Consider the following 26,627-nt stretch of genomic DNA (forward strand, 5'->3'; position numbering starts at 1 on the left):
TAAAAATTCTCCATCACTTCTTCGTCATTACTGTTCCACTTGCGAAGAAGCTTGCATTGCTAAGGCAGTATCCAGCATCCGGTTAGCAAAGCCCCATTCGTTGTCGCACCAAACGAGCATTTTTACGAGTTGCCCGTTACTCACTCTAGTCTGGCTTCCATCCACAATCGCACTATGGGGGTCGTGGTTAAAGTCGATGGAAACGAGTGGCGATTCAGTATAGTCAACAATGTTACGTAATGTACACTGAGATGCGTTAACAATGGTTTGATTTACGTCATTAACTTTCACATTTGTACTAATTGTGACACTTAAATCCATTGCAGTGACGTTAACCGTTGGAACACGAACAGAAATTGCTTCGAATTTGTTGGAAAATTTCGGGAAGATTCTTTCAATCCCCTTATGCAACTTAGTGTCCACCGGAATAATAGATTGGCTTGCAGCGCGGGTACGGCGTAAGTCGTTATGATACGCATCAATTACTTGTTGATCGTTCATGGACGAATGAATTGTGGTAATGGTGCCAGACTCTATGCCGAAGGCTTCGTCTAATACTTTAATGATGGGAACGATACAGTTGGTGGTGCAAGAGCCATTGGAGACAACACGGTGCTCGTCTTTCAGAGTTTCGTGGTTCACGCCATAGATAATCGTATTATCTAGGTCGTTTGCGCCCGGGTGCGAAAACAGTACTTTCTTAGCGCCAGCTTCTATATGCGCTTGCCCATCCGCTTGCGAACCAAATACGCCAGTGCAATCCAAGACGATATCAACTTCTAAATCACGCCAAGGAAGTAATTCGATTTCGGAGAGATGGAGAATGCGAATGGAATCATATTCACCGCTGTCATGATGAACATGCAAATGTTCTTGGTCATGGGAAATTTTTTTACCAAAGCGACCATGACTGGTGTCATATTGCAGTAGGTGTGCCATCGCCTCTGGCTGTGCTAGTTCGTTTACCGCCACAACCTTGATCTGCTGGTGTTTTCCGCTTTCATACACCGCTCGCAGAACATTACGACCTATACGTCCAAATCCATTGATCGCAACCTTTAGCATTTATCCTTCGCCCTACCAAAAATTTCGTGTCACAGATACTACCTGATCAGGCTGACAAACGCACCTGTTGAATCACAGTAAAGCAGGATTAAAAAAGGTCGAGACTATGCTCGACCTTATTACAACGATAGATAATTAAAATGCGACGTCTAAACCTAACCAGTAGCGACGACCATCTTCAATATATCCGTATTCTTCGTAACTGATTTCCTCGTCCAGCAAGTTATAGATAGCGCCTTTAATACGAGTATTGTCGGTTAACTGGTATGTCACACCGGCGTCCACAAAGGTATAAGCTGGTTCTACAATACTGTTTCTTGATGGGCCAGTAACCGGATCCATTTCTTTACCTCGGTACGTGACTTTCGCCCAGCTCTCTAGATCTGTTGTCGTTTGCCAAGTCACATCCACATTAAACAGATGCTTTGGTAACTGCTGCAGCGGCATGCCTTTGTATTCACCTGTTTTTTGCTCTGAGTCGGTAAATGTGTAGCTCGAGCTAAGGTAAATGGTTTCCGTTAACGGCGATGCTAAGGTCGCTTCAATACCTTGTGTGACGGCTTCATCCACGTTAATACGGTACGTTGGATCTGCGCCCCATTGGTTTGGACCATCAGTACAGATAGTGTCTGGACAAACAACACGTGTGATCTTGTCTTTGAATTCGTTATGGAACGCTGTCAAAGAGACATCTAAGCCAGAATCACCTTGATACAAGACGCTGATTTCTTTGTTTAGCGACGTTTCAGGGTCAAGATCTGGGTTACCGTAGATATTACCGCCACCACTGACTTGCGCCCAGCCAGGAGTAATTTCACGTAATTGTGGAGAACGGAAACCTGTTGCCACACCGCCTTTCACCGTCCAAGACGGAGCTACTCGCCATACACCGTAAACACGCGGACTAAAATGCGCGCCATAGTTTTCGTCATGATCTAGACGGCCGCCAAGCGTAACGCTAAACGGATCAGCAATTCTCCATTCATCTTCAATGAAAACAGCCCACTGCGTATTCGATGTTTCAGTCTTCGATGACGCTTTGTTGGAGGTGAAATCCTCAAGCTCTGCATGAGTAGCGTCCACACCCGTCGTCAACGTATGGTTTCCAATACCAGTCACCAAGCTCGATTTGAACGTGGTGTTGGTGATCGTCATCTCACGAGATTTGTTCTCGCTCTCTTCTCGCTGTAAGTAAGTATCTGAAATTCCCACCGAATCCCAATCACCGTTGTGGCTTACCGTTACGTAATTACGACGATATTCATTCAGTGAATCTTCACACCCACCACGACACCCTGTGGTCGGCACTGAAAGGCCCACATTGCCACGACGACTTTGTGCCGAAGTGCCGCCCTCTAATTGCACCGAGTGGCGATCATTAATCTGGTAAGTCAGTTTTGAAGAGATACTCTGCATATCTTTATCTTCATAACCGTATTCGATGTCATCTTCTTCTCTGGTTGTGTACTGACCATATACTTGGAGAGATAAATTTTCAGCCAACGGACCATTAACGAAAAAGTTCGCGCTCTGCTCTCCCCCTGAGCGACTATTCTCTTGTAGTACCGTGCCCAGTTGAACATTACCCGTCCACTCTAGCGCATCTTTTCGTGTGATGACGTTAATCACACCACCAATCGCATCAGAACCGTAAAGCGTCGACATTGGGCCACGAATAACTTCGATTCGCTCAATCGCTTGAAGAGGAGGTAACCAACCTTGTTCGATACCAGGGCCGTCACTATTTGGACGAGTTTCACGCGTACTTTGACGTTTACCATCGACCAGTATCAAAGTGTATTTAGAACCCATACCACGGATACTAATGTCGGTGGTATCACCACCACCTGTCACGACAACACCTGGCACACTTTTTAGTGCATCAGTCACATCGCGGTAATAACGGGAGTCCAACTCCTCACGTGAAATCACACTAATACTTGCAGGCGCGTCCGCTTGAGATTGCTCATAACTTGATGCAGTTACAACCACTGTTTCCATTTTAGAAACTGCATCATTGGCAAAAACATGAGGGACACTGACGAAGGCTAAAATACCAGTTGCGGTAATAACTGGCAGTCTAAGAGTAGACATCTACATCTCCATAATTGATAATGATTATTATTTTCGAAAGTGAATTATTCACAAATAGAATGAGATGCATAGTGAGAGTTATGGAACGGTTCTTTCCATTTATGGAACTCGTACATAACGCAGTAAGGAGTAAAAGAAATATGCACGACTTAGCATCAATTAGAGCCTTTGATGCGCTCAATCAGCATAAAAGTTTGACAGCCGCTGCTAAAGCCCTTAATCAGCCAAAATCAACGCTAAGTCGTCGCTTGGCACAATTAGAAGAAGACTTCGGTCAGGCTCTAACCGCCAGACAAGGTAATCGATTAGTTCTGACAAGAGCTGGAGAAATCTTTGCCCACTACAGCCGCCAGATTCTTGAGTTAAGCGAAGAGAGTTATGATGCACTGCAAGGTTTAACGAACCAAGTTTCAGGGCCACTGCATATTGTTTGTCATACTGCCTTAGTTAGAAGCTGGCTCGGCGGCGTACTCAATCGTTTTCTTGCTGATAATCCCGATGTTAGAGTTCAACTTACCAGTGACTTTTCTGAGGCGCATCATGACCCAGATTTGTTCATCTGGCTCGGTGAACGTAAAGAGCTAGACTGGCGAAAAGAAGTGCTGGGGGTATTTCGCTATACGCCTTTTGCCTCTCCAAATTATCTAAAACAACATGGGCCTATACCGCACCCCAAAGAACTTGAAGCACATCCATGGATCGATTTTGGTTCAGTGCAAGAAAATGGATTGATGCTAGCACACCCTCAACACGGTGAGTTCTTTTTAGAACCCTTTGTTAGTCGCTTATACAGCGACAACATAGCAATGCAAATAGACAGTATCGCGAATGGTCATGGTATTGGACTGCTGCCGACTTGGACAGCATGCGGCTATGAGAAACATCACCCAGGGCGAATCACACCTTGCTTAGAAGGTTGGCTTTCTGAGCCTATTTCCATTAACTGCTATACACCAGCAGGACGACCACCACTGCGCTTATCCGTACTTTTAGACTGCATTCACCAAAGCATTCCACAAGGTTGGAAAGCCTGACAAAAATAAAAAGGCCATCATAATGATGGCCTTTCTAACTTTAGCGTTTAACAATCGTCGTTTACGTTCGACTGTTTAGACGGTCCTGCAATTACGCTAGCAATTCTTTAGCTGTGTTCACTACGTTTTCAGTCGTGAAGCCAAACATCTCGAATAGCTGACCAGCAGGTGCTGATTCACCGAATGTTGTCATACCGATGATGCGACCGTCGAAGCCTACGTACTTGTACCAGAAATCCGCAATGCCTGCTTCAATAGCGATACGTGCCGTTACGTCTGATGGCAGTACAGATTCACGGTAAGCAGCGTCTTGTTTGTCGAATGCGTCTGTTGATGGCATTGAAACAACGCGTACTTTCTTGCCTTCTGAAGTTAGTTGCTCAGCGGCTTTCACTGCAAGCTCAACCTCAGAACCTGTTGCGATAAGGATTAGCTCAGGCTTACCTTCGCTATCTTTCAGGATGTAAGCACCTTTCGCGATGTCTGCGACTTGTTCAGCAGTACGCTCTTGTTGCGCTAGGTTTTGACGAGAGAAGATAAGTGCAGTTGGTGCATCTTTACGTTCAATCGCTAGTTTCCATGCAACTGCAGACTCAACTTGGTCACATGGGCGCCATGTGCTCATGTTTGGAGTCACACGTAGAGACGCCATTTGCTCAACAGGTTGGTGAGTTGGGCCATCTTCGCCAAGACCGATCGAATCATGCGTGTAAACTTGGATGTTCTGAATTTTCATCAGCGCAGCCATACGCATTGCGTTACGAGCGTATTCCATGAACATTAGGAATGTTGCGCCGTAAGGAACGAAACCACCGTGCAATGCGATACCGTTGATGATAGCAGTCATACCGAATTCGCGTACACCGTAGTGGATGTAGTTGCCAGAGAAGTCCTCCGTTTCTAGAGACTTAGAACCAGACCACATGGTCAGGTTAGAAGGCGCTAGGTCAGCAGAACCACCCATAAACTCAGGAAGCATTTGACCAAACGCTTCTAGTGCATTTTGCGATGCTTTACGTGATGCAATGTTCGCTGGGTTTGCTTGAAGATCAGCAATGATTTGGTTCGCTTTTTCTTCCCACTGTGCAGGAAGTTCGCCGTTTAGACGACGTTTAAGCTCTGCCGCTTCAGCAGGGTAAGCTGCAGCGTATGCTTCGAATTTTTCATTCCAAGCTGCTTCTTTCGCGGCGCCCGCTTCTTTTGCATCCCACTCAGCGTAAACATCTGCCGGGATCTCAAATGGGCCGTACTCCCAACCTAGGTATTCGCGAGCCGCTTGGATTTCATCGTGACCTAGTGGTGCACCGTGACAGTCGTGTGAGCCAGACTTGTTAGGAGAACCGAAACCGATAATTGTTTTGGTACAGATAAGCGTAGGACGTGGGTCCGCTTTTGCTGCTTCAATTGCTGCGTTGATCGCGTCTGAGTCGTGACCATCGACTGCTGGGATTACATGCCAGCCGTACGCTTCAAAACGCTTAGGTGTATCGTCAGAGAACCAGCCTTCAACGTGACCGTCGATAGAAATGCCGTTGTCATCCCAGAACGCGATCAGTTTGCCTAGACCTAACGTCCCAGCAAGAGAGCATGCTTCATGCGAGATGCCTTCCATTAGACAGCCGTCACCCATGAACACATACGTAAAGTGGTCAACGATATCGTGACCTTCTTTGTTGAACTGTGCCGCTAGTGCTTTCTCTGCGATCGCCATACCAACAGCGTTAGTGATGCCTTGACCTAGAGGACCCGTTGTTGTCTCGATACCAGGCGCGTAGCCGTACTCTGGGTGACCTGGGGTTTTTGAGTGCAATTGACGGAAGTTTTTCAGATCGTCAATAGATAGCTCGTAACCGCTTAAGTGCAGTAGAGAGTAAATAAGCATTGACCCATGACCGTTTGACAGCACAAAGCGATCGCGGTCGGCCCACTCTGGGTTTGAAGGGTTATGGTTTAGGTGAGAGCGCCAAAGAACTTCAGCGATATCAGCCATACCCATTGGTGCGCCTGGGTGGCCTGAGTTAGCTTGTTGAACACCATCCATGCTTAGAGCACGAATTGCATTGGCAAGATGTTTACGAGACGACATGTCTGCTCCTGAGTACATTAAGCGAAACGAAAAGTAGGTCATAATTCTCTCAAAGCCCTGTTGGGTGTGCAAACGTTTTCCAGTCCAAAACCTCACAAATATTGCACCTTTCGCGCCAAATCGTTCGAAGTTCTTAAAATTATCAATAAATCAGGCAAACGTTTGGTTATAACAAAAACCAAAAAAGAGCTTGTAATTCGAGCAATCAAATTTAGAATAGACGTCTAGATGTAGATACACCTACAAAAATTAGTATTAATTTGCGCTGGAGAGTTTATCATTCCCCAGTTTTAAACCAGATATAGTGGAGCTAACATGGCTAAGCACCTGTTTACTTCTGAGTCAGTATCAGAAGGTCATCCAGATAAAATTGCAGACCAGATTTCTGATGCGGTTCTTGACGCGATTCTAGAGCAAGATCCAAAGGCTCGTGTTGCATGTGAGACTTACGTTAAAACCGGTATGGTAATGGTGGGTGGTGAAATCACGACTTCAGCATGGGTAGACATCGAAGAGTTAACTCGTGAAACCGTTCGTGAAATCGGCTACGTACATTCAGATATGGGCTTTGACGCAGATTCTTGTGCGGTACTAAACACAATCGGTAAACAGTCGCCAGATATCAACCAAGGTGTTGATAAAGCTGACCCTAAAGAACAAGGTGCAGGCGACCAAGGCATCATGTTTGGTTACGCTTGTAACGAAACTGAAGTACTAATGCCAGCGCCAATTACTTACTCTCACCGTCTTGTTCAAAAGCAAGCAGAAGTTCGTAAAAACGGCACACTACCTTGGTTGCGTCCTGATGCAAAATCTCAGGTAACATTCCAATACGATCAAGGTAACATCGTTGGTATCGACGCGGTTGTTCTTTCAACTCAACACTGTGATTCAATCTCAACTTCAGACCTGCGTGAAGCGGTAATGGAAGAGATCATTAAGCCAGTGCTACCTTCTGAGTGGATCAACAAAGAAACAAACTTCTTCATTAATCCAACCGGTCGCTTCGTAATCGGTGGTCCTATGGGTGACTGTGGTCTAACTGGTCGTAAGATCATCGTAGATACCTACGGCGGCGCAGCTCGTCACGGTGGCGGTGCGTTTTCTGGTAAAGATCCATCAAAAGTTGACCGTAGTGCAGCATACGCAGCACGCTACGTAGCGAAAAACATCGTAGCGGCAGGCATGGCTGACCGTTGTGAGATCCAACTTTCTTACGCAATCGGTGTTGCTGATCCAACGTCTATCATGGTGGAAACGTTCGGTACTGAGAAAGTACCTCACGACATCATCATTGAAGCGGTTCGTCAATTCTTCGACCTACGTCCATACGGTCTACAAGAAATGCTTAACCTTCTTCAACCTATCTACAAGAAGACAGCGGCATACGGTCACTTCGGTCGTGAAGAATTCCCGTGGGAAGCGACAGACAAAGCTGCACTTCTACGCGATTTCGCTGGCATCAAATAATCAAGCCAAGCAAGAATCAATCAAGCCCTCGCCTATGGTGGGGGCTTTTTATTTTCAGCAACTTTTATCCAGCCATTTCGGCTCATACCGCCCTGACCCACAAAGCAGTCCTGTTTCTCCCTCATTTTTTATACCGAATAAATTTTAAGCAATTATTTGTAAATTATCCCATCTCCGCCAATAGTTAAAATATTGTTAACTCCAATTTAAATAGAGACGTCGGATGCTGGCGACTGTGGAAGCACACTTAAGTAAAGACATGAGTCAGGCATCTTTATGGCCGATACCAAACTAAGCCAATGCTCAGATGTAAACTTGAAAAAGTCGCTTCAAGTTTGACTGAACAAAAACCGCTGTCAGTTGGTATAAGCGGATAATGTGGGAATAAATCAAGGAGGAGTTATGCCTCGAACTGTTAATCCATCGGACTTCCACAACAAGCGAAAGGAAGTGCCAGACAACGAATACGCCAGAACCATACCGTGCAATACGGTCAATCTTTCTGCACCTTTTCATTGGCTCGCATTAGGTCTGCATGATTTCGTGCGAATGCCGCTTATTAGTGCTTTCTATGGCATCTGTTTTATGGCAGCAGCCATAGGCATTGTTTTGCTCGTACAGTGGCAAGGCACACACTTGGTCGTCATGCCCAGTTTGATTGTTTACATGTTAATCGGTCCGTTTCTCGCGCTCGGCTTGTATGATGCCAGTTGGGAGAGAGAGCGCGGACACAAAGCAAGCTTGTTCCATTCAATGAAAGCGATCGGTCGTAACTCAACATCTCAATGGGCGTTCGCCGTGTTACTCGCAGTGTGTATGATATTTTGGATGCGCATTGCCGCTCTACTTCATGCGCTCTACCCTTCTGTTCAAGGGGCACCTTTAAGTGAGTTTCTACCCTTCCTTGTCATCGGCTCTTTAGTTGGCTTTGTTTTGGCTTGTGTGGTGTTTAGTATTTCAGCCTTTTCTATTCCGCTCATGATGGAGCGTCGCGTAGACATGATGACCGCTGTATTTACCAGCTTTAATGCCGTGAAATCCAACATTCCAGCAATGATTGTTTGGGCAGCGATCATCTGTGGCGGTATTCTTATCGGCTTTGCGACCTACGGGATCGGAATGTTGTTTACCATGCCAATTCTAGGCTACGGTACATGGCACGCTTACCATGCCACCATCAAGAAAAAACACACACCATAATTAACTGATGCTATGATCTGGCCCTCGCAAATGCGGGGGCTTTTTTATTTGATTTATCGAGGTGAATTGTGGATATAGAACTCAGCTATAAAGCCAAGCAAGTGATGGCGGACTGTATCGCGATGGCGGAACAAGCTTTCAAACGTTCTTTCCCGATTCCAACAATCACCTTCGACGTTCGTGGGAAAGCGGCAGGAAAAGCCTACCTTCAATTAAATCAAGTACGCCTAAACCCTGTTTTATTTCGCGAAAACACCCAAGCATTCTTAGATGAAGTCATTCCTCATGAAGTAGCACACCTGATTACTTATCAGGTTTACGGGCGAGTTAGGCCTCACGGTAAAGAATGGAAAGGCGTCATGGAAGCCGTATTTAACGTACCAGCCAAAACCACTCACAGCTTTGAAGTAAAATCCGTTCAAGGTAAAACCTTTGAGTATCGTTGTGGTTGTATGACCTACCCTCTATCGATTCGCCGTCATAATAAAGTGCTGCGCGAAGAGGCGACGTACTCTTGTCAAAAATGCCGCCAACCACTTAACTTCACCGGCATTCAATTATCGTAGCCCTTACCTCATAGTGTTACTTGCGTTCCCAAAATAAAGATCGGTTGATCAAAACCTTCCCTTCGCCAACTATTGTTAACTTACTCATCACTAAAGCTATTTTATGCGTGTTATCATGAATAAAGTCATACTTTATAAAGACTTTTATCATGAAATACTTATTCTCTCTGTTGCTTATCGCGCTTTCTAGCACTGCGATTGCCGCGCCACCGAGCTCATTCTCTGCAGCCAAACGTGAGGCGGTCAAAATTTATCAAGACCATCCAACAAGCTTCTACTGTGGCTGTAACATTCAATGGCAAGGCAAGAAAGGCTTACCCGATTTAGCCTCTTGCGGCTACCAAGTCCGTAAACAAGAAAAACGGGCTGCACGAATCGAATGGGAGCATGTGGTTCCTGCGTGGCAATTTGGCCACCAGCGTCAATGCTGGCAAGATGGCGGACGTAAAAACTGTAAGAAAAAAGACAAAACTTTTCGTTTGATGGAAGCAGACTTGCACAACCTAACTCCTGCTATTGGTGAAGTAAACGGTGACCGTTCGAACTACAACTTCAGCCAATGGAACGGTATGGATGGCGTGAGTTATGGTCGCTGTGAGATGCAAGTGAACTTTAAGCAGCGTAAAGTCATGCCACCAGACCGTGCGCGTGGCTCAATTGCTCGTACCTATCTATACATGAGCAAAGAGTACGGTTTCAAACTGTCGAAGCAGCAAACGCAATTAATGAGTGCTTGGAACAAAACCTATCCTGTCGATAAATGGGAATGTGAGCGTGACGAGCGCATTGCAAAAGTACAGGGCAATCACAACCCATTTGTTCAAGAAGCCTGCCGCGCACTGTAACCTCCGACCTCGAAGCGTTTCAATTACTGATATTGAAACGCTTCTTGCCCCTTGTTTTTTCGGTGCAAAGCATCCATGTTAGGGTTTAAGTTTATTCTCTTGCTGGAAATCTCATGCGTACCCCTCGAATTTATCATCCAGAAACCATTCATCAACTTGGCTCACTTGCTTTAAGTGACGACGCAGCAGGCCATATCGGTCGTGTTTTGCGCATGAAAGAAGGCCAAGACGTTCTCCTTTTTGACGGCAGTGGCGCAGAGTTCCCAGCGGTTATCAGTGAAGTCAGCAAAAAATCAGTTTTGGTTAACATCACCGAGCGCGTAGAAAACAGTATTGAATCCCCTTTAGATCTGCACCTTGGTCAAGTCATTTCACGTGGCGATAAGATGGAGTTCACCATCCAAAAGTCTGTTGAACTTGGCGTCAATACCATCACTCCTCTGATTTCTGAACGTTGTGGTGTCAAGCTTGACCAAAAGCGTTTTGAGAAAAAACTCGCGCAATGGCAGAAAATCGCCATCAGTGCCTGTGAGCAATGTGGGCGTAATGTCGTGCCCGAAATTCGTCCAATTATGAGCTTGGAAGAGTGGTGTAAAGAAGAGTACGATGGTTTAAAGCTTAACCTTCACCCTCGTGCTAAATACTCAATCAACACTTTGCCAACCCCGGTTGAAAAAGTGCGCCTACTGATCGGTCCTGAAGGCGGTTTATCGTCTGAAGAAATCGAGATGACTCGAGAATACCAATTTGAAGAAACGCTACTCGGCCCTCGCGTTCTGCGTACCGAAACAGCGGCTCTGACAGCAATTACAGCCTTACAAGTTCGTTTCGGCGATCTTGGTTAAACGGAGAAAAATAATGATCAAACTCGGTATCGTAATGGACCCAATCTCGTCCATTAACATCAAAAAAGACTCTAGCTTTGCCATGATGCTTGAAGCGCAACGACGCGGCTATGAAATCCACTACATGGAAATGAATGATCTGCATCTCGATCAAGGCGTTGCCATTGCAGATACTAAAGTGGTAGAACTAAAAGAAGATCCAAACGGTTGGTACGAGTTCAAATCAGAGCAAACTATCGAACTGTCTGAGCTAGACGCGGTGCTAATGCGTAAAGATCCTCCGTTTGATACTGAATACATCTACGCGACTTACATCCTTGAGCGTGCAGAAGAACAGGGTGCACTGATCGTTAACAAGCCTCAAAGCTTACGTGATTGTAACGAAAAGCTGTTTACAGCATGGTTCCCAGAGCTGACACCTACAACGATCGTGACGCGAAAAGCAGAAAAAATTAAAGAATTTCGTGAAAAACATGGTGATGTCATCCTGAAACCGCTTGATGGTATGGGTGGCGCGTCCATCTTCCGTGTAAAAGAAAACGATCCAAACGTCTCTGTAATCATCGAGACATTGACTAACCACGGTCAAAACTACGCAATGGCACAAACCTTCGTGCCAGACATCAGCAACGGTGACAAACGTATCCTAGTGGTAGATGGCGAACCTATGCCTTACTGTCTAGCACGCATTCCTGCTAAAGGCGAAACGCGCGGCAACCTAGCCGCTGGTGGTACTGGTGAAGCTCGTCCGCTAAGCGAAACCGACCTCAAAATTGCGCAAACCGTTGCTCCGACACTGAAAGAAAAAGGCCTTATCTTTGTTGGCCTTGACGTAATTGGCGACAAGCTAACAGAAATCAACGTCACCAGCCCAACCTGTATTCGCGAAATTGAAGCAGCTTTTGATATCTCAATCACAGGCAAGCTGATGGATGCGATTGAGCGTCGAGTAAAAGGCGAATAACTCAAACTGTATTACAGTTAATAGAGAGCGTAGTACATTAACTTAAGCAAACTCATGCACATACCTAGATGTAAATTGTATGATGTTTGCTTAAGGGCATTTACGAGAGTTAAGGGTCAGTATGAGTATGAATCTCACAAATCACTTTTTGGTTGCCATGCCTGGGATGAAAGATCCGTACTTTCAAAACAGCGTGATCTACGTTTGTGAGCACAACGAAGACGGCGCTATGGGGCTGATGATCAATGCTCCTGTTGATATCACCGTCGGCAACATGCTCAAGCAGGTGGAAGTTCAGCCAGTACACCCGCGCCTATTTGAAGCCAGTCTAGATAGACCAGTTTATAATGGCGGCCCAATCTCGGAAGATCGTGGCTTTATTTTGCATAAACCCAAAGATTACTACGAGTCCAGCGTCCAAATGACCGATGACCTCGCGGTAACCACTTCGCGTGATATTCTGTCGGTGTTAGGAACAGAAGCAGAACCAAGTGATTACTTAGTGGCACTTGGCTACTCCGGTTGGAGTGCAGGCCAATTAGAAAGTGAGCTGGTCGAAAACTCTTGGCTCACCATTGAAGCGACGCCTGAAATTATCTTTAATACACCAATCAACGAGCGTTGGAAGAAAGCGGTCGAAAAGCTGGGTATCGACCCAAGTCACCTTTCAGCAGACTCTGGACATGCTTAGTCCAAATATACAGTTACATTAGATAGAGACACCTTATGTCACGCACAATTATGGCTTTTGACTTTGGAACCAAAAGCATTGGTAGCGCTATTGGCCAAGAAATTACTGGTACAGCTTCCCCATTAAAAGCCTTTAAAGCCAATGACGGTATTCCAAACTGGGACGATATCGAAAAGCAAATCAAAGAGTGGCAACCAAATTTGCTAGTGGTCGGTTTACCGACCGATCTGCATGGTAAAGACCTTGAGACCATAACCCCTCGTGCACGAAAATTTGCTAAGCGTCTGCAAGGCCGATACGGATTGCCTGTTGAGCTGCATGATGAGCGTTTATCTACTGCAGAAGCTCGTGCGGAGTTGTTCAGCATGGGCGGCTACAAAGCCCTATCGAAAGGTAATGTTGACTGCCAGTCAGCGGTGGTGATTCTAGAAAGCTGGTTTGAAGCCCTTTGGGGTGAGTAAACACTTCAAGCACAATGAAAAAAGGTTGGCTTCTGCCAACCTTTTTTGTTTCTGGATTGGATTAATCCATATCGATCTTAACGTTTGCCAAACTGCCCGTAGAGAATGCTTCACCACGCTGCGTTTTCAACATCAGGCGCAGATCATTCGCTGAGTCGGCACTATGTAGTGCATCCTCTTCGCTGATCTTACCTTGCATCACTAACTTATAAAGAGATTGATCGAACGTCAGCATACCAAACTCATTTGAGCGAGCCATGGTTGACTTCAACTCATGTAAATCTCCGCGACGAATCAAATCCGACACACGTGGGCTATTTAGCAAGATCTCAAATACACCATGACGTCCCTGCCCATTTTTATCTCGGATCAGCTGCTGACCAACCACGCCTTTTAGGTTCATCGACAAATCGAACAAGAATTGTTCTTTTTGATCTTTCGGTACCAAGTGAAGAATGCGCTCTAAAGCTTGGTTTGCATTGTTGGCGTGCAACGTTGCCATACACAGGTGACCCGTTTCGGCGAAGGTCATCGCGTATTCCATTGTTTCACGGCTACGGATCTCACCAATCAAAATCATATCTGGTGCTTGGCGCAGCGAGTTTTTAAGCGCAACTTCATAGCTTTCCGTATCTAACCCAACTTCACGTTGAGTCACGATACAGCGCTTGTGTTCATGCACGAACTCGATCGGATCTTCGACCGTCAAAATGTGCCCGGTTTTATTGCTGTTTCGATAGCCTGTCATCGCCGCCATGGTGGTCGATTTACCCGATCCAGTAGCACCGACCACCAGCACCAAACCACGCTTAGCTATCGCCAAATCTTGCAACACTAACGGTAACTTTAACTGCTCAAAAGTAGGAATATTAGTTTCAATACGACGAATCACTGCGCCTGGTAACTCGCGTTGAAAAAAGGCACTCACACGGAAGCGGCCACAATCTCTCACAATGGCAAAATTCGACTCGCGACTTTTACGAAATTCCTGACGCCGATCTGGTTCCATAGCGCTGTCGAGTAATGCAGCCACATCACTCTCGGTGAGTTTTTCCCCTTGCGGACGCAATTCGCCATCCACACGAAATAGAATTGGCGCTCCAACCGTGATGTAAAGATCCGACGCTTTCAGCGCCAACATGCCTTCGAGAAATTTATCTAGATCCATCTTCCGTATTCACCATTATCTGTATGAACGTTACGAGAATTGCTGCACTTCTAATCCGATCTTACTATCGACCTCTTCACGAGCAACCATGCCTTGCGCCATTAACTGACGAGCATTTTGCTCCATGGTTTGCATGCCGTGAGCCGCACCTGTTTGAATGACCGAATACATCTGCGCGACTTTGTCTTCGCGGATCAAGTTGCGAATCGCAGGCGTTGCCATCATAATTTCATGGCATGCAATACGGCCACCACCATTACGCTTCAGAAGCTTTTGCGCGATAACCGAACGAAGGGACTCAGATAGCATCGAGCGAACCATATCTTTATCACTACCAGGAAACACATCGATAATACGGTCAATGGTTTTTGCCGCCGAGCTGGTATGTAACGTGCCGAACACTAAGTGCCCCGTTTCCGCCGCCGTTAACGCAAGGCTGATGGTTTCTTTGTCACGCATCTCACCAACCAGAATGACATCCGGGTCTTCACGCAATGCGCTGCGCAGTGCGTTTTGGAAACTATGGGTGTCACGGTGAACTTCACGCTGGTTGATCAAACATTTATTGTTGTTGTGAACAAATTCAATCGGATCTTCAATTGTGAGTACGTGCTTGTTGTGATTACGGTTAATGTAGTCAACAATGGCTGCTAAGGTCGTCGATTTACCTGAACCTGTTGGGCCAGTGACCAGAACTAAGCCTTTTTCAGCGTTCGCAATTTTTTTGAAGATCTCTGGCGCTTCTAGCTCTTCCAGAGTTGGAATGCTACTTGGAATGGTACGGAATACTGCCGCACAACCGCGAGATTGGTTGAAAGCGTTGACACGGAAACGGCCAACGTTATGCAACTCAAAAGAGAAATCGACTTCGAGTTTTTCTTCGAACTCACTGCGTTGGGCATCGTTCATGATTTCGAAAACCAAACGATGCACTTCTTGGTGTGTAAACGCTGGAATGCCTAGTTTTCTCACATCCCCATCAATACGAACCATTGGTGGGACACCTGCAGAAAGATGTAGATCCGAGGCATTATGTTTTACACTAAAATCCAGTAACTCAGTGATATCCATTTAAAATCCTTAAGTCTAAAGTACAGCTATGAGTAGTATTCAACAAAATATTGAACATATCACCTCTCAAATTCGATATGACGAGCAAAAATGTGGTCGAACTCCAGAGTCAGTGCAACTTCTAGCGGTAAGCAAAACTAAACCTGTCGAGGCAATTCTCGAAGCCTACCAAGCGGGACAAACCGCCTTTGGTGAAAACTACGTCCAAGAGGGCGTCAGTAAAGTTCAGCACTTTGCCGAGCATTATCCAGATAATCGAATCGAATGGCACTTCATTGGCCCGATTCAGTCGAATAAATCGCGACTTGTTGCCGAACATTTCGATTGGGTTCACACCATCGATCGAACCAAGATTGCTCAACGCCTGAATGATCAGCGTCCAAGCGAACTTAAACCGCTACAAGTTCTGATTCAGGTTAACACCAGTGGTGAGGCATCTAAGTCTGGTGTCACTGAAGCGGAAGTATTCGAGCTGGCGGAGTTGATTTCTCGCCTACCTAACCTCACTTTAAGAGGGTTGATGTCGATTCCTGCCAACGTGTCTGACTACGAATCACAACTCCGTGAATTTCAGAAGTTGGCTACGTTGAAGCAAACACTCGAAGCACAGTTCCCGGAAATCGATACATTATCAATGGGAATGAGTGGTGATATGACCGCTGCAATCGAAGCTGGTAGTACAATGGTTCGTATTGGAACCGCTATTTTCGGCGCACGAGACTACAGCTAAATCAACAAAACGCTCACTCGCGACATAAGTTATGTCGCCAATCGTTAGAGCGTAAATGCGCAATCATCTTACTCGCCAATAGGAGCAGTAAGTAACAGCGGCGCCATTATACACCTGAGCGCACAACAAATTCTAAATATCATGATGGAAATCAGACAAATGGAACATAAAAAAATCGCCTTCATTGGTGCTGGCAACATGGTGAGAGCCATTGTTTCCGGCTTGGTTGCTAACGGATACCCAGCGCAAAACATTACCGCGACGGCTCCTTCAGAGGCTCGCCGCCTTCTGCTAGAACAAGATTTTGGCATCCGTACCACCAGCGATAACATCCAAGCTGCGACCGAGGCGGATGTGGTGGTATTGTCTGTAAAACCGCAAATGATGGCGGATGTCTGTAAACCACTGCAATCGATCGATTTCACTAATAAACTGGTGATTTCTATTGCCGCAGGCATCAACTGTTCACGATTGGATGATATGCTAGCCACCAAATTGAACTTGGTTCGTGTTATGCCAAATACGCCATCACAACTTGGATTGGGTATGAGTGGGTTGTTCGCACCAACTCATGTAACCGAGCACGACAAAGCTTTTGCCGCAGAGTTAATGGAAGCGGTCGGTAAAGTATGTTGGGTTGAGCAAGAGTCTGGCATCAATAATGTGATTGCCGCAGCGGGCAGTGCTCCAGCATACTTCTTCCTGTTTATGGAAGCGATGCAAGCAGAAGCGATTGCGCAAGGCTTTGATAAAGAGACCGCTCGACTATTGGTTCAGCAAGCTGCACTGGGCGCGGCCAGTATGGTGGTTAGCAACCCAGAAACTGAGCTATCGACCCTGCGTGAGAACGTAACTTCGAAAGGTGGGACAACGGCAGAAGCACTGCGTACATTCAACGAACATCAACTTTCAGATATTGTCGCTAAAGCCATGCAAGCTGCTGTGGCTCGCGCGGAAGAAATGGAAAAACTGTTTTAATTATTTGGATGAACTCCGTTTAGTATCATCCATCACTTGTTAAGGGTACCTTATGAATTCAATGAGTTTTCTCATCTCAACCCTATTTGACCTGTACATCATGGTCGTAATTTTGCGAATTTGGTTGCAAGCTGCGCGCGCAGACTTCTACAACCCATTCTCGCAATTTATAGTAAAAGCGACTCAGCCGGTCATTGGTCCATTGCGCCGCGTTATCCCTTCCGTGGGGAATATTGACCTAGCAACCGTGTTGTTTGCCTACGTGTTGTGTGTGCTTAAATTTGTCGTGCTTATCCTAATAGCTTCGAACGGTTCCGTCTCTTTCAGTGCTGACTTCTTATTCTTGGGCTTATTATCATTAATCAAAGCCGCAGGTGGCCTATTGTTCTGGGTACTATTGATCCGTGCAATTTTGAGCTGGGTAAGCCAAGGCCGCAGCCCTATCGAGTACGTATTCCATCAACTGACCGAGCCAATGTGCGCTCCAATCCGTCGTATTCTTCCGGCTATTGGTGGTCTTGATTTAAGCGTACTGGTGTTATTTATCGGCTTGCAGTTCGCGAACTTCTTAATGGGCGATATCATTGGTCCAATTTGGTTCCAGCTATAATGTCAGCTGCAGTTTGGCAAGATGGTGAGGACATCATCCTGAAGCTCTATATTCAACCTAAAGCTAGCCGCGATAAAATCGTTGGCTTGCATGGTGAAGAGCTAAAAATCGCCATTACTGCTCCACCTGTCGATGGCAAAGCTAATGCACACCTAACTAAGTTCTTAGCCAAGCAGTTTAAAATCGCTAAGGGCTTGGTTCACATAGAAAAAGGTGAATTAGGACGGCACAAACAAATTCGGATAGAATCGCCTACCCAGATACCGACAGAAATTAAAGCCATCTTATGATGGCTTTTTATTTACGATTTTGTACCACACTTACTAATACCAACGACTGAGTACGCATTTTTTACCCCTGACCAAGGTAAAATTGCAGCTATGGTTGTTTTATAACAAGTGCTTTGAGGAAGTAACAATGAGCAAATGGATTACCGCATTACTGATTAGCCTGTTGTCGTTACCAAGCTTCGCCGATCAGTTTAAAAATATGAAAGATATCGAAGTACACTATGTCGCGTTTAACTCAACATTCCTAACACCCAAAGTCGCACGTAGCTACGATATCAAACGTAATGGATACCTCGCTGTGGTTAATATTAGCGTGTTAGATAGAGCTTCATTGGGTAAGCCAGCATTAGAAGCAAAAATTGCTGGACGCGCGAAGAACCTTATCGGCCAAACTCAGACCTTGACCTTTCGTGAAGTCAAAGAAGGCAATGCGATATACTATTTAGCCGAACTGCCAATTACCCACGAAGAAACTTTTACTTTCGATATTGACGTAAAAGCTGGAAACAAAGGCTCAGGTAAGCTTAAATTCACCCAGAAGTTTTATGTTGAAGAGTAATTGGGTTGTGATGTTCCAAAAGCTTTTGGATCTAAGCAGGCTAAAAACCACTTATTAGTTAAAGAATATCTAGAGGAGAACGATTTGTTCTCCTCTATCACTATTAAAAGAGATTCCCATGAAAAAAATTGTGCTAGCAACTGGTAACCAAGGCAAAGTTCGTGAAATGGCAGATTTGTTGTCTGACTTCGGCTTTGAAGTATTAGCGCAAAGTGAATTCAATGTATCGGAAGTAGCTGAAACGGGTACAACTTTCATTGAAAACGCAATCATTAAAGCTCGCCATGCCGCACAAGAAACAGGGCTTCCTGCGATTGCAGATGACTCTGGCTTAGAAGTCGATTTCTTAAAAGGCGCTCCGGGCATTTACTCTGCACGTTACGCAGGCGAGAGCGCATCTGATCAAGAGAATCTAGAAAAATTGCTAGCGGCAATGGAAGGCGTACCAGAAGCAGAGCGTACAGCACGTTTCCACTGTGTATTAGTCCTCATGCGTCACGAGAACGACCCAACGCCTATCGTCTGTCACGGTAAATGGGAAGGCCGAATTCTAACTGAAGCACACGGTGAAAATGGCTTTGGCTACGACCCAATCTTCTTTGTTCCTGAAGACAACTGTGCGTCAGCCGAACTTGAACCTGCACGTAAGAAACAACTGTCTCACCGCGGTAAAGCGCTCAAGTCGTTGTTTGCTCAACTGTCTGAGCAAGTGTCTCAGTAATCACGAGCGAATTAGACCATGTTAACGCCCCCAGCACTCAGCTTGTATGTACACATCCCGTGGTGTGTGCAAAAGTGCCCGTATTGCGACTTTAACTCTCACGCGCTCAAAACCGAGATTCCAGAAGAAGAGTACATCAGTGCCCTTTTAGAAGATTTGGATACCGACATTGAGAAATACCGACTTAACGAAGCGCCACGTCCACTGCATTCAATCTTCATTGGTGGTGGTACGCCGAGTTTGATTTCGGCAGAAGGTATCGAGCGTCTACTTAAGGGCATTGAAGCGCGTATTCCGTTCAAGCCTGAAATCGAAATTACCATGGAAGCGAACCCAGGCACCATCGAAGCAGAGCGTTTTGTTGGCTACCGTAAAGCCGGGGTAACGCGTATCTCTATCGGCGTGCAAAGCTTTGAGCAGCAGAAGCTTGAGCGTTTGGGGCGCATTCACGGCCAAGACGAAGCCGTCAATGCTGCTAAGCTGGCGCACCAAATCGGTTTGAACAGCTTTAACCTCGATCTCATGCACGGCTTACCTGATCAAAGCATCGAACAAGCCTTGGCAGATTTGGACAAAGCGATTGAGTTGGCACCGCCGCACTTGTCTTGGTATCAGCTGACCATCGAACCAAACACCATGTTTTACTACAAGCCACCAACGCTACCTGACGATGATGACTTGTGGGATATTTTCGAGCTCGGACACCAAAAACTTGCAGCTGCGGGTTATGTGCAGTATGAAATCTCCGGTTACAGTAAGCCGGGCTATCAGTGTCAGCACAACCTCAACTACTGGCGCTTTGGTGATTACCTTGGTATCGGTTGTGGCTCTCATGGCAAACTCAGTTTTACCGACGGACGTATTATTCGAACGACAAAGGTAAAACACCCGCGAGGCTATTTAGCGGCTTATCAAAATATGGTCAAACCTTATCTGCATACAGAACATGTCGTCCTGGATGAAGATCGTCCATTCGAGTTCTTTATGAACCGATTCCGCTTAATCGAAGCCTGTCCGAAGCAAGATTATGTAGACACTACGGGCTTACCGCTCAGTACGATTCAAGAAACCATCAACTGGGCGATAGAAATGGGCTACCTGAGTGAAACGCCTACCCACTGGCAAATTACTGAAAAAGGGAAGCTCTTCCTTAATGATTTGCTCGAAGCCTTTATGGCCGAAGAAAGCGAAGAGTAACGCAACCCCAAAACAAAAAAAGCCTCTCAATTGAGAGGCTTTTTATTTAGAAACTGTGCCGTCCTAAATAAGGTTGACACATTTCCAACATTAGAAAATTGAACGGCCAATTCGCTCTGAGAGCAGCTCAAGCGCCTTAGTACCCGCAAGCGAGTTACCTGAAGGATCAAGCTCTGGAGACCATACTGAAATGGTCATTTCACCAGGTACTACCGCGATAATGCCACCACCAACACCAGACTTACCAGGCATTCCAACGCGATAAGCAAACTCGCCCGCGCCATCATACAAGCCACACGTTGCTAACAGTGCATTAAGTTGTTTGGTTTGCACAGGAGAAACTACAGGCTTACCCGTTTGTACCGATGTGCCCTTGTTTGCTAAATAGCTAAACGTTTTAGCCAAATCGACGCAACTCATCTTCAGCGCACAAGCGTGGAAGTAGTTTTGTAGTACTGGAATCACTTCATTTTCGAAGTTGCCAAACGAACGCATGAGATATGCAATCGCCGCATTACGATCACCATGCATCATTTCGGATGCCGCAACGACTTTGTCATACACAATATGGGTATCACCAGAAAGCTGACGCACAAATTCCAACAGGCGCTGACGAGGTGCAGATAAGCGAGTTTGTAACAAATCTGCCACTACTATCGCTCCAGCATTTATAAATGGATTACGAGGAATACCTTGCTCCATTTCTAGCTGGATTAGCGAATTAAATGCCTGCCCCGAAGGCTCTTTTCCCACTCGAGACCAAATTTCTTCTTGCTTGTACAAGCACATCGCTAACGTCAAGCTCAATGCTTTTGAAATAGATTGGATAGAGAAAGGTTCATCGGCATCACCCGCCTTAATAACCTCACCTTCGTTGGTGTATACCGCAATACCTAACTTGTTGCTGGGTACTTTTGCCAGAGCAGGAATATAATCAGCCACTTTACCTTGGCCGATTAAAGGGCGTACTTCCGCCAAAATATCTGTCAAAATTTCCACTGTCGGTTTCATTCTCTACCTTCTATTTACAAGAGAACTCGTTGAGCTCAGAGGTAAAAAAAGCCAACGTGTCGTTGGCTTTTCCATAGGGTTCGTTCGACTCAAGTCGATTATGGTTTTACTGCCACAATAATATTGCGGTTGATAGATTGATCAACACGGTGAAGATAACCGATGTAAGGCTCTTCTGAAAGTACCTTCCAACCTTGCTCTTCAAATAATGCCGCGACATCTTTCCATTTCAATGTGAATTCATTGAAAGACAACACCACTGAACCTTGCTTTTTCAATACCACTTTCCATGCAGGCAGAGCCTCTTTTAAAAGCTCTAGTGGACTACGGTTCAGTTTGCTGTCCTTGGCATTTTTGCTGCCGTGCTGCACGCCATAAGGCAGATCAGACACCATCACATCAACTGAGTTCTTTTTCACGACTTGATCAGCGATACGAGTATCAGCCGAATACAGCTTCATAAACTGAAGATTGCCTTGGTTGTAATCTTCTTTATTTGCTGCAGCTTCAACCACGAAACCATCCGCCACTTTCTTGCCACCCGCAGTGCGCTTTTCTTTGCTCACTTTGTGCTTAAAGCGGCCATTCTTCATGAACTTAACAATAAAGGTCTGGATCTCTTGCACCCACTTGGCGTTGATCTCAACCCCTACCACGTTCAAACCGTGGATCAAGCCTTCAAATAAGGTTGTACCTTTACCACACATTGGATCCATTAAGGTCAGTTGTTCACTTCCCGTATTGGACGCACTAATGCCGATATTCACCATCAAACGGGTAAACTGCTCGTTTGTTTTCCCGGTGTAGCGCAAAATCTGGCTCATACTTTCCGGGAAAGTGTTAAATACGGGCGCTTGAACTGGTCGAAGTAAACCATCTTCGCGCACTTCAAATAGCGCATAGTAAATCGAAGAGGCTGCGATTCTTCGCGCCTGCTCATCGGTTAGCGCTTCCTGACAAGAAAACACCAACGCAGCAGGTAAGCCAACGTCTTTACTACCAATTTCTGTCACATCCACGCCTTGTGAAGCTAAAATTGCTTTTAGCTCAGAACAGGCAATGGTCATTGCGCTATCAAAGTAAATTCGGTTATGACCCGGATTCGCTAATATCGCGTAATGGTACATCCCATGAACTCCTCTGGTTACGCAATACGCTTATATTTGATATCCCAAACACCGTGACCAAGACGGTGACCACGAGCTTCAAACTTCGTTAGCGGGCGATCGTCTGGACGAGGAACGAAATCACCATCTTTAGCAATGTTTTCGAAACCAGGCGCTTGGTTCATCACTTCAATCATGTGCTCTGCGTAGTTTTCCCAGTCGGTCGCCATGTGGAAAATACCTTCATTAGGGATAAGCTTCTCACGCACCATTTCCGCAAAACCTAATTGAACAATACGACGCTTGTGGTGACGCTTCTTATGCCAAGGGTCTGGGAAGAACAATTGCAGTGTCGATAAGCTGCCATTTGGGATCATGTGTTCGAATACTTCTACCGCATCGTGACACATTACACGCAGGTTAGTAATTCCCGCTTCGCGAGCATCGGCAAGACAAGCACCCACGCCTGGGCTATGAACTTCGATACCGATGAAGTTTTTCTCTGGCGCGTTCTTTGCCATTTCAACCAATGAAGCACCCATACCAAAACCGATCTCAAGCACTACTGGGTTATCGTTGCCAAACACCTCTTTCCAATCGAGAAGTTCAGCTTTGAAGTCAATACCCATCGTAGGCCAGCATTCATTCATCGCGCTCTCTTGACCTTTAGTCAAACGCCCTTCACGGCGTACAAAGCTGCGGATTTTGCGGATCAGCTTTCCGTCTTCGTTGTATTCGTTAGTGGTTACTTCACTCATTGATTTTGCCTGCACATTGATTAATCAAAGCGGGGATTATCCAAAGAATTTACTTAGGTGCAAGTATTTGTTGAGCTCTTGGTCTATGGCAATCCAAAAGCAACGAAACACCTCTTTATATCCCTACTGTTTATCCGTTGTACTTCTTGCCCATTATGTGGTGCAATTTTGCACCTAACCAATAATAGAATACAGAGCAAGTCGTGACACCTTTCGCCAGTGCCATCCTAGAATGGTATGACGCATATGGAAGAAAAGATCTTCCGTGGCAACAAAATAAGACCGCATACAGTGTCTGGTTGTCTGAAATTATGCTTCAGCAAACTCAGGTCACTACGGTTATTCCGTATTACCAACGTTTCTTGGAGCGCTTTCCAACCGTAATCGATCTTGCCAATGCTGAGCAAGATGAAGTCCTACACCTTTGGACTGGCTTAGGGTATTACGCCCGAGCCCGTAACCTTCACAAAGCAGCACAAGAGGTCGCCTCTACATACAATGGTGAGTTTCCTCTTGATATAGAGAAAATGAACGCCCTACCGGGGATTGGTCGCTCTACTGCTGCCGCCATTTTATCGTCTGTGTATAAACAACCACACGCGATTCTTGATGGTAACGTGAAGCGCACCCTATCCCGCTGTTTCGCAGTTGCAGGATGGCCAGGACAAAAAAAGGTTGAAAACCAGCTGTGGGAAATTGCCGAAACGCATACCCCACAAACGGATGTAGATAAGTATAACCAGGCAATGATGGACATGGGCGCAATGGTCTGCACTCGCAGCAAACCCAAATGTAGCCTCTGCCCTGTTGCTGACCTGTGTGTGGCAAAACAACAAGGTAATGTGCTCGACTACCCGGGCAAAAAACCGAAGAAAGATAAACCAATCAAGCAAACTCGTTTCGTGATGCTTCACCACAACACCGAAAATGGTCATGAGGTGTGGTTGGAGCAAAGACCACAAACAGGCATTTGGGGTGGCTTATTCTGCTTCCCACAAACCGAACATGTGGATGCAGAAAGCGACATTGAATTGCTACTGGATCAACGCGGCATTCAAGCCAGCAATATCAAACAGAAGCAAACACTGATTACCTTTCGTCATACATTCAGCCATTACCACCTAGATATCACGCCAATTTTGATTGATTTATCAAAGCAACCGGACGTGATAATGGAAGGCAACAAAGGTCTTTGGTATAACTTATCTAAACCTGAAGAAGTCGGTTTAGCCGCGCCAGTAAAACTATTGCTGGAAACGCTACCCCACGAACTTCGTTAATTGAATACAAGGAGTCATTATGAGCCGCACTGTATTTTGTGCTCGACTAAAGAAAGAAGGCGAAGGTCTAGACTTTCAACTTTACCCTGGTGAACTAGGTAAACGCATTTTCGACAACATCTCGAAAGAAGCGTGGGCTCAGTGGCAACACAAACAAACCATGTTGATCAACGAGAAGAAACTCAACATGATGGATCCAGAACACCGCAAACTGATCGAAACAGAAATGGTAAATTTCCTCTTTGAAGGAAAAGACGTTCATATCGAAGGTTACACACCGCCGAGCGAATAAAGTCGCTTGAGTTAAACAATGACATCACAACCATTTGTGGTGTCATTTTTCTATTACCTTCAATAACTCTGATACTTATGAAAAAAATTGTCTTTATTGCTGCCGCACTTTTAATGGCAGGCTGTAGCCGTGAATTCGTCGAAAAGATTTATGACGTCAACTACGAGCCAACAAACCGTTTTGCCAATAACTTAGCTGAGCTACCAGGACAATTTGAAAAAGATACTGCGGCGCTAGATGCCTTAATCAATAGCTTTTCAGGCAATATTCAAAAGCGCTGGGGTAAAAAAGAAATCAAGTACGCAGGCAAGAGTAATTACGTTAAGTACATCGATAACTACCTTAGCCGCGCCGAGGTCGACTTTCGCAAAGGCGTGATCACGATAGAGACCGTATCACCGACCGAGCCCCAAAAACACCTAAAAGACGCGATTGTCACCACCTTATTAACACCAGACGATCCCGCTCACGTCGACTTATTCTCCTCTAAAGGTATCACGTTAGAGGGGCAACCATTCCTGTATAAACAAGTTGTCGACCAAGACAATAAGCCAATTCAATGGTCTTGGCGGGCAAACCGATTTGCGGAATACCTCATCGCAAATAAAATAAAAACCAAAAATGTAGATTTCAAGAAAGCGTATTACGTCGAAATTCCCATGGTTGAAGACCACTTTTCAACTCGCAGCTACCAATACGCCGATATCGTGCGTCGAGCTTCCAAGAAATACGACATTCCAGAAGACTTGATATACGCCATTATTAAAACCGAGAGCAGTTTCAACCCATACGCGGTAAGTTGGGCAAATGCATATGGCCTAATGCAAGTTGTACCTAAAACAGCGGGACGAGATGTGTTCAAACTCGTGAAAAAGCGCTCGGGCCAACCAAGCCCTGAATATTTGTTTAATCCAGAAAACAACATAGATACTGGTACTGCGTATTTCTATATCTTAAAAAATCGTTATTTAAGAGAAGTCCGCCACCCTACCTCTCTCGAGTACAGCATGATTTCAGCTTACAATGGCGGTACTGGAGGAGTTTTAAACACATTTCATCGCAGTGATCGCAAACGCGCAATGCAAGATCTTAATTCATTGCAACCCAACCAAGTTTATTGGGCGTTAACCAAGAAACACCCGAACGCAGAAGCGCGTCGCTACCTAGAAAAAGTTACAAATTTCAAAAAGGAATTTAACTCGAAGCAAACTTTGTAGTGACAGTTGAATAAAAAGCGTTCGAACAACCACTTTTTTGAAATTATTTAAAAAAAGTGGTTGACGCAACGCGGGAAAATCCGTTTAATAGCGCTCCGTTGCCCGGATAGCTCAGTCGGTAGAGCAGAGGATTGAAAATCCTCGTGTCGGTGGTTCGATTCCGCCTCCGGGCACCACAATTTGATTTGTTGGTGTCTTAACGAAATGTTATAACACGGACAAAAGCACAAAGAATAAAGTGTGCCGACTTAGCTCAGTAGGTAGAGCAACTGACTTGTAATCAGTAGGTCACCAGTTCGATTCCGGTAGTCGGCACCA

The 26,627-nt window shown here is 45.6% G+C and carries 27 protein-coding genes and 2 tRNA genes; 21 read left to right on the plus strand and 8 right to left on the minus strand.

What is annotated here, in order from left to right:
- Positions 1-27 precede the first annotated feature (27 nt).
- Both epd and R8O70_RS20050 read right to left on the minus strand, forming a co-directional pair.
- On the minus strand, positions 28-1,065 hold the full coding sequence (gene epd / locus R8O70_RS20045; protein WP_005384545.1) for an erythrose-4-phosphate dehydrogenase: 1,038 nt from the start codon (positions 1,063-1,065) through the stop codon (positions 28-30).
- A gap of 135 nt (positions 1,066-1,200) precedes the next feature.
- The gene (locus R8O70_RS20050; protein WP_318184328.1) at positions 1,201-3,159 is read right to left on the minus strand and encodes a ligand-gated channel protein; all 1,959 of its coding nucleotides are present in this window, start codon (positions 3,157-3,159) and stop codon (positions 1,201-1,203) included.
- 140 nt (positions 3,160-3,299) lie between these two features.
- Here R8O70_RS20050 and R8O70_RS20055 point away from each other — a divergent pair, with 140 nt between their 5' ends.
- Positions 3,300-4,193, plus strand: coding sequence for a LysR family transcriptional regulator (locus R8O70_RS20055; RefSeq protein ID WP_005384543.1), 894 nt, complete (start codon positions 3,300-3,302; stop codon positions 4,191-4,193).
- Between the two features lie 91 nt (positions 4,194-4,284).
- Here the strand turns inward: R8O70_RS20055 and tkt are convergent, their stop codons facing one another.
- Entirely contained in the window at positions 4,285-6,279 is a 1,995-nt protein-coding gene (gene tkt, locus R8O70_RS20060) for a transketolase (RefSeq protein WP_005381028.1), read from the minus strand.
- A 315-nt stretch (positions 6,280-6,594) separates the two neighbouring features.
- Here tkt and metK point away from each other — a divergent pair, with 315 nt between their 5' ends.
- From metK to ruvX, 8 genes are all read left to right on the plus strand, one after another.
- Complete coding sequence (gene metK / locus R8O70_RS20065) at positions 6,595-7,749, plus strand: methionine adenosyltransferase (RefSeq protein ID WP_005384541.1); 1,155 nt, start codon at positions 6,595-6,597, stop codon at positions 7,747-7,749.
- 402 nt (positions 7,750-8,151) lie between these two features.
- Positions 8,152-8,949 carry a DUF2189 domain-containing protein gene (locus R8O70_RS20070; RefSeq protein ID WP_005381026.1) on the plus strand — a complete coding sequence of 266 codons (798 nt, stop codon included), beginning with the start codon at positions 8,152-8,154 and terminating at the stop codon, positions 8,947-8,949.
- Positions 8,950-9,017: 68 nt separating this feature from the next.
- The gene (locus R8O70_RS20075) at positions 9,018-9,515 is read left to right on the plus strand and encodes a SprT family zinc-dependent metalloprotease (RefSeq protein WP_005384539.1); all 498 of its coding nucleotides are present in this window, start codon (positions 9,018-9,020) and stop codon (positions 9,513-9,515) included.
- A 149-nt stretch (positions 9,516-9,664) separates the two neighbouring features.
- Positions 9,665-10,360, plus strand: coding sequence for a deoxyribonuclease I (gene endA / locus R8O70_RS20080; RefSeq protein WP_025768831.1), 696 nt, complete (start codon positions 9,665-9,667; stop codon positions 10,358-10,360).
- Positions 10,361-10,473: 113 nt separating this feature from the next.
- Positions 10,474-11,205, plus strand: a complete 732-nt coding sequence (gene rsmE, locus R8O70_RS20085; protein ID WP_025768830.1) for a 16S rRNA (uracil(1498)-N(3))-methyltransferase — start codon at positions 10,474-10,476, stop codon at positions 11,203-11,205.
- A gap of 13 nt (positions 11,206-11,218) precedes the next feature.
- Entirely contained in the window at positions 11,219-12,169 is a 951-nt protein-coding gene (gene gshB, locus R8O70_RS20090; protein ID WP_005381021.1) for a glutathione synthase, read from the plus strand.
- 127 nt (positions 12,170-12,296) lie between these two features.
- Positions 12,297-12,860, plus strand: coding sequence for a YqgE/AlgH family protein (locus tag R8O70_RS20095; RefSeq protein ID WP_005381020.1), 564 nt, complete (start codon positions 12,297-12,299; stop codon positions 12,858-12,860).
- A gap of 35 nt (positions 12,861-12,895) precedes the next feature.
- On the plus strand, positions 12,896-13,321 hold the full coding sequence (ruvX, locus tag R8O70_RS20100; RefSeq protein WP_318184329.1) for a Holliday junction resolvase RuvX: 426 nt from the start codon (positions 12,896-12,898) through the stop codon (positions 13,319-13,321).
- Positions 13,322-13,382: 61 nt separating this feature from the next.
- Here ruvX and R8O70_RS20105 read toward each other — a convergent pair whose 3' ends face one another.
- Together R8O70_RS20105 and R8O70_RS20110 are read right to left on the minus strand one after the other, a co-directional pair.
- Positions 13,383-14,489 (minus strand): PilT/PilU family type 4a pilus ATPase, encoded by a 1,107-nt coding sequence (locus R8O70_RS20105; protein ID WP_005381016.1) that lies wholly within the window; start codon positions 14,487-14,489, stop codon positions 13,383-13,385.
- A gap of 30 nt (positions 14,490-14,519) precedes the next feature.
- On the minus strand, positions 14,520-15,560 hold the full coding sequence (locus tag R8O70_RS20110) for a type IV pilus twitching motility protein PilT (RefSeq protein WP_064377329.1): 1,041 nt from the start codon (positions 15,558-15,560) through the stop codon (positions 14,520-14,522).
- 28 nt (positions 15,561-15,588) lie between these two features.
- On the opposite strand from R8O70_RS20110, the gene R8O70_RS20115 reads away from it, so the two are divergent.
- The 7 genes from R8O70_RS20115 to hemW all read left to right on the plus strand — a co-directional run bounded on the left by R8O70_RS20115 (position 15,589) and on the right by hemW (position 20,645).
- Positions 15,589-16,290, plus strand: coding sequence for a YggS family pyridoxal phosphate-dependent enzyme (locus R8O70_RS20115; protein WP_005384521.1), 702 nt, complete (start codon positions 15,589-15,591; stop codon positions 16,288-16,290).
- A 159-nt stretch (positions 16,291-16,449) separates the two neighbouring features.
- Complete coding sequence (proC, locus tag R8O70_RS20120; protein WP_005381013.1) at positions 16,450-17,268, plus strand: pyrroline-5-carboxylate reductase; 819 nt, start codon at positions 16,450-16,452, stop codon at positions 17,266-17,268.
- A gap of 52 nt (positions 17,269-17,320) precedes the next feature.
- Complete coding sequence (locus R8O70_RS20125) at positions 17,321-17,878, plus strand: YggT family protein (RefSeq protein ID WP_005381012.1); 558 nt, start codon at positions 17,321-17,323, stop codon at positions 17,876-17,878.
- On the plus strand, positions 17,878-18,168 hold the full coding sequence (yggU, locus tag R8O70_RS20130) for a DUF167 family protein YggU (protein WP_005393980.1): 291 nt from the start codon (positions 17,878-17,880) through the stop codon (positions 18,166-18,168). The genes R8O70_RS20125 and yggU overlap by 1 nt, the downstream gene beginning before the upstream one ends.
- A 127-nt stretch (positions 18,169-18,295) precedes the next feature.
- A complete protein-coding gene (locus R8O70_RS20135; RefSeq protein ID WP_005381010.1) occupies positions 18,296-18,727 on the plus strand; it encodes a DUF4426 domain-containing protein in 432 nt (143 codons plus the stop codon).
- A gap of 118 nt (positions 18,728-18,845) precedes the next feature.
- Complete coding sequence (locus R8O70_RS20140) at positions 18,846-19,448, plus strand: XTP/dITP diphosphatase (protein WP_005381009.1); 603 nt, start codon at positions 18,846-18,848, stop codon at positions 19,446-19,448.
- 18 nt (positions 19,449-19,466) lie between these two features.
- Positions 19,467-20,645, plus strand: coding sequence for a radical SAM family heme chaperone HemW (gene hemW / locus R8O70_RS20145; protein WP_054577161.1), 1,179 nt, complete (start codon positions 19,467-19,469; stop codon positions 20,643-20,645).
- Positions 20,646-20,735: 90 nt separating this feature from the next.
- Here hemW and glsB read toward each other — a convergent pair whose 3' ends face one another.
- From glsB to trmB, 3 genes are all read right to left on the minus strand, one after another.
- A complete protein-coding gene (glsB, locus tag R8O70_RS20150) occupies positions 20,736-21,656 on the minus strand; it encodes a glutaminase B (protein WP_005381007.1) in 921 nt (306 codons plus the stop codon).
- 98 nt (positions 21,657-21,754) lie between these two features.
- The gene (locus tag R8O70_RS20155) at positions 21,755-22,783 is read right to left on the minus strand and encodes a TRM11 family SAM-dependent methyltransferase (RefSeq protein ID WP_005384509.1); all 1,029 of its coding nucleotides are present in this window, start codon (positions 22,781-22,783) and stop codon (positions 21,755-21,757) included.
- Positions 22,784-22,800: 17 nt separating this feature from the next.
- Positions 22,801-23,520, minus strand: coding sequence for a tRNA (guanosine(46)-N7)-methyltransferase TrmB (trmB, locus tag R8O70_RS20160; RefSeq protein ID WP_005384506.1), 720 nt, complete (start codon positions 23,518-23,520; stop codon positions 22,801-22,803).
- A 203-nt stretch (positions 23,521-23,723) separates the two neighbouring features.
- Between trmB and mutY the strand changes: the two genes are divergently transcribed.
- The 5 genes from mutY to R8O70_RS20185 all read left to right on the plus strand — a co-directional run bounded on the left by mutY (position 23,724) and on the right by R8O70_RS20185 (position 26,627).
- On the plus strand, positions 23,724-24,800 hold the full coding sequence (gene mutY, locus R8O70_RS20165; RefSeq protein ID WP_017635575.1) for an A/G-specific adenine glycosylase: 1,077 nt from the start codon (positions 23,724-23,726) through the stop codon (positions 24,798-24,800).
- A 19-nt stretch (positions 24,801-24,819) separates the two neighbouring features.
- Positions 24,820-25,092: an oxidative damage protection protein gene (locus R8O70_RS20170; protein WP_005381002.1), complete on the plus strand. Its 273-nt coding sequence runs from the start codon at positions 24,820-24,822 to the stop codon at positions 25,090-25,092.
- 77 nt (positions 25,093-25,169) lie between these two features.
- On the plus strand, positions 25,170-26,309 hold the full coding sequence (mltC, locus tag R8O70_RS20175; RefSeq protein WP_005381001.1) for a membrane-bound lytic murein transglycosylase MltC: 1,140 nt from the start codon (positions 25,170-25,172) through the stop codon (positions 26,307-26,309).
- Between the two features lie 100 nt (positions 26,310-26,409).
- Positions 26,410-26,485, plus strand: a tRNA-Phe gene (locus R8O70_RS20180).
- A gap of 66 nt (positions 26,486-26,551) precedes the next feature.
- Positions 26,552-26,627, plus strand: a tRNA-Thr gene (locus R8O70_RS20185).

Source organism: Vibrio sp. 779(2023), assembly GCF_033344285.1.
GTDB lineage: Bacteria > Pseudomonadota > Gammaproteobacteria > Enterobacterales > Vibrionaceae > Vibrio > Vibrio alginolyticus.

Excerpts from the sequence above, each read along its gene's own strand:
- ruvX (WP_318184329.1), top strand. The coding sequence starts at position 12,896 with ATGTCACGCACAATTATGGCTTTTGACTTTGGAACCAAAAGCATTGGT.
- R8O70_RS20140 (WP_005381009.1), top strand. The coding sequence starts at position 18,846 with ATGAAAAAAATTGTGCTAGCAACTGGTAACCAAGGCAAAGTTCGTGAA.
- R8O70_RS20055 (WP_005384543.1), top strand. The coding sequence starts at position 3,300 with ATGCACGACTTAGCATCAATTAGAGCCTTTGATGCGCTCAATCAGCAT.
- tkt (WP_005381028.1), bottom strand. The coding sequence starts at position 6,279 with ATGTCGTCTCGTAAACATCTTGCCAATGCAATTCGTGCTCTAAGCATG.
- mltC (WP_005381001.1), top strand. The coding sequence starts at position 25,170 with ATGAAAAAAATTGTCTTTATTGCTGCCGCACTTTTAATGGCAGGCTGT.
- R8O70_RS20155 (WP_005384509.1), bottom strand. The coding sequence starts at position 22,783 with ATGTACCATTACGCGATATTAGCGAATCCGGGTCATAACCGAATTTAC.
- R8O70_RS20095 (WP_005381020.1), top strand. The coding sequence starts at position 12,297 with ATGAATCTCACAAATCACTTTTTGGTTGCCATGCCTGGGATGAAAGAT.
- hemW (WP_054577161.1), top strand. The coding sequence starts at position 19,467 with ATGTTAACGCCCCCAGCACTCAGCTTGTATGTACACATCCCGTGGTGT.
- R8O70_RS20170 (WP_005381002.1), top strand. The coding sequence starts at position 24,820 with ATGAGCCGCACTGTATTTTGTGCTCGACTAAAGAAAGAAGGCGAAGGT.
- gshB (WP_005381021.1), top strand. The coding sequence starts at position 11,219 with ATGATCAAACTCGGTATCGTAATGGACCCAATCTCGTCCATTAACATC.
- R8O70_RS20070 (WP_005381026.1), top strand. The coding sequence starts at position 8,152 with ATGCCTCGAACTGTTAATCCATCGGACTTCCACAACAAGCGAAAGGAA.
- R8O70_RS20115 (WP_005384521.1), top strand. The coding sequence starts at position 15,589 with ATGAGTAGTATTCAACAAAATATTGAACATATCACCTCTCAAATTCGA.
- glsB (WP_005381007.1), bottom strand. The coding sequence starts at position 21,656 with ATGAAACCGACAGTGGAAATTTTGACAGATATTTTGGCGGAAGTACGC.
- metK (WP_005384541.1), top strand. The coding sequence starts at position 6,595 with ATGGCTAAGCACCTGTTTACTTCTGAGTCAGTATCAGAAGGTCATCCA.
- R8O70_RS20050 (WP_318184328.1), bottom strand. The coding sequence starts at position 3,159 with ATGTCTACTCTTAGACTGCCAGTTATTACCGCAACTGGTATTTTAGCC.
- R8O70_RS20135 (WP_005381010.1), top strand. The coding sequence starts at position 18,296 with ATGAGCAAATGGATTACCGCATTACTGATTAGCCTGTTGTCGTTACCA.
- R8O70_RS20110 (WP_064377329.1), bottom strand. The coding sequence starts at position 15,560 with ATGGATATCACTGAGTTACTGGATTTTAGTGTAAAACATAATGCCTCG.
- rsmE (WP_025768830.1), top strand. The coding sequence starts at position 10,474 with ATGCGTACCCCTCGAATTTATCATCCAGAAACCATTCATCAACTTGGC.
- R8O70_RS20125 (WP_005381012.1), top strand. The coding sequence starts at position 17,321 with ATGAATTCAATGAGTTTTCTCATCTCAACCCTATTTGACCTGTACATC.
- proC (WP_005381013.1), top strand. The coding sequence starts at position 16,450 with ATGGAACATAAAAAAATCGCCTTCATTGGTGCTGGCAACATGGTGAGA.
- yggU (WP_005393980.1), top strand. The coding sequence starts at position 17,878 with ATGTCAGCTGCAGTTTGGCAAGATGGTGAGGACATCATCCTGAAGCTC.
- trmB (WP_005384506.1), bottom strand. The coding sequence starts at position 23,520 with ATGAGTGAAGTAACCACTAACGAATACAACGAAGACGGAAAGCTGATC.
- endA (WP_025768831.1), top strand. The coding sequence starts at position 9,665 with ATGAAATACTTATTCTCTCTGTTGCTTATCGCGCTTTCTAGCACTGCG.
- R8O70_RS20105 (WP_005381016.1), bottom strand. The coding sequence starts at position 14,489 with ATGGATCTAGATAAATTTCTCGAAGGCATGTTGGCGCTGAAAGCGTCG.
- epd (WP_005384545.1), bottom strand. The coding sequence starts at position 1,065 with ATGCTAAAGGTTGCGATCAATGGATTTGGACGTATAGGTCGTAATGTT.